Origin of the sequence: Oscillibacter sp. KLE 1745 (assembly GCF_000469445.2) — a bacterium.
In the GTDB taxonomy this organism is placed as follows: domain Bacteria; phylum Bacillota; class Clostridia; order Oscillospirales; family Oscillospiraceae; genus Oscillibacter; species Oscillibacter welbionis.
Genome location: NZ_KI271690.1, coordinates 1 through 1,802, shown reverse-complemented (window position 1 = coordinate 1,802; position 1,802 = coordinate 1). Strand labels below are relative to the sequence as shown.

General features: G+C 62.0%; 2 protein-coding genes. Both read right to left on the bottom strand.

The genetic code is table 11. The annotated features are described in order from the left end of the window. Positions 1-599 (bottom strand): PIN domain-containing protein (locus tag HMPREF1546_RS03470; protein WP_036636509.1); only part of this gene is annotated, 599 nt, incomplete at its 3' end. 166 nt (positions 600-765) lie between these two features. Beyond that, entirely contained in the window at positions 766-1,314 is a 549-nt protein-coding gene (raiA, locus tag HMPREF1546_RS03465) for a ribosome-associated translation inhibitor RaiA (RefSeq protein ID WP_021750069.1), read from the bottom strand. Positions 1,315-1,802: the final 488 nt, after the last annotated feature.

Here is a 1,802-nt window from a genome sequence, read left to right as displayed (position 1 = left end):
TCGGCGGTCTCCGCCGGCTTCGCCGCCGCGCGGCTGCGCCGCTTTCCGGGCTTGGACGCCGCCTTGTTTTCCGGCGCGGGGGAGGGGGCCGCCGCCTCCTGGACCGGAGGCGGGGTGAGCAGGGCCTCCAGATGCTCATAGGCCAGCTGACCCTGCACGGGGCCGTACTGCCGGGCCAGGGCGGCGGCCAGCTCCTCCCGAGTGCCTGCCCGCAGCAGAAACGCCGCCTGGAGACAGTCCTGAATGGAGGGGCGCAGAGCCACCTCCCGGAACGTGGAGGCGTATCGTGCGTGGAGGGCGCTCATGGCGGCCTCATAGCCCTTGTCCTGGCTGATGACATAGGCGAAATCCGCCTCTCCTCTGCCCACCAGGACGCCCAGCTCCGTGATGATCTGGAAGTCCAGGGAGTTCTTGCCTCCCTTCACGCTCTCCAGATACTGCACCTGGGCCTTTGTGCCGGCGCACAGCTTTTTCACGTTGGCCAGGGTCTGCCCCTTGCCGAAAAAGACCAGGACGGTGTCCTCGGCAGTCAGCAGGTCGATACCCTGGAGCCCGGTGCCAATGTTGTTGTCGCCGTCCACCAAAAAAATCATCTTCATCAAATTGTTCTTTCTTTCCTCGTATTTTGACCCATAGCGGGGATTTGCCGGTATCAGTATAGCAGAAGATGCCGAAAAGGACAAGAGGCATTGCGCGCCATCTCCGGGGCGGAGCGAAAAAGGGCGGAGCCGCTGACGCGGCTCCGCCCTGTCTGCCAGGTACGGGTCACTCCTCTTCATCCGTGACGATCAGGCCGTATCCGCCGTTTTTCCGGCGGTAGACGATAGATAGGCCGTCATCCTCACTGCTGCGGAACACGAAAAAGCTGTGGTCCAGCAGGTTCATCTGCAGGATGGCCTCCTCCGGACTCATGGGCTTCACGGAGAAGCGCTTGGTACGGACGATGGGGAACTCCTTCTCCTCAGCCACCTCAAAGTCGTCCGCCGGGGCGGGCGGGGGGAAGCCCTCAGTCCGCAGGCGCTTGGCCAGGCGGGTCTTGTTCTTCAGAATCTGCCGCTCGATATATCCCACAGCGGCGTCAATGGCGCCGCGCATATCTCCGTCAGGAGCCTCCGTCTGTGCCCGCAGCAACGTGGCGCCGCCGCGGATCGTGATCTCCACCGAGCACAGATGGTCCTTCTCCACAGAGAAAGTGACAAACGCGGTGGTATCCTCCTCCCGGAAGTAGCGCTCCAGCTTGGAGATCTTCTTCTGGGCATATTCCTTGATGGAATCATTCAGCGGGACTCTCTTGCAGGCAAAGGTATACTTCATAGGGATCGCTCCTTTCGTGTGGGAGAGATCGGGGATCTCTCCCCTTTTTATTAATATAGCACAAATCTTTCCATTTGAAAAGGGGCGAGCCGGTGAAATTCACAAATTGTTCAGAGCCCGCAGCGATCCGACAAAAGAGGAGCCGATCCGACAAAAGCTCCTATTTACAAGGGATGCAGGGCGGGTGTATGATAATCCCGGAAGCTTTCCAATATCCCACCCGCTTGGGCCGCGCAGCGTGAAACCGCTGGGCGGCCCTTTTTTATCCGGCGGACATGAAAAAGGCGCGCGGCATTGCCGCGCGCCCTGGTGTTATCTGCGCCGCCGGCCGCCGCCCCGCCGCCCGTCCAGGCTGCGGTTCAGGTCGGCCATCTTCCCCTCAGAGGAGGAGAGGAACTGCTTCAGCTTGTCCTCAAAGGACTGGTCGCCGGAGGGGGGCAGCGGCTGCTGCGCCCGGGCGGCGGGCCGGGCCTGGGCCACGGGACGGG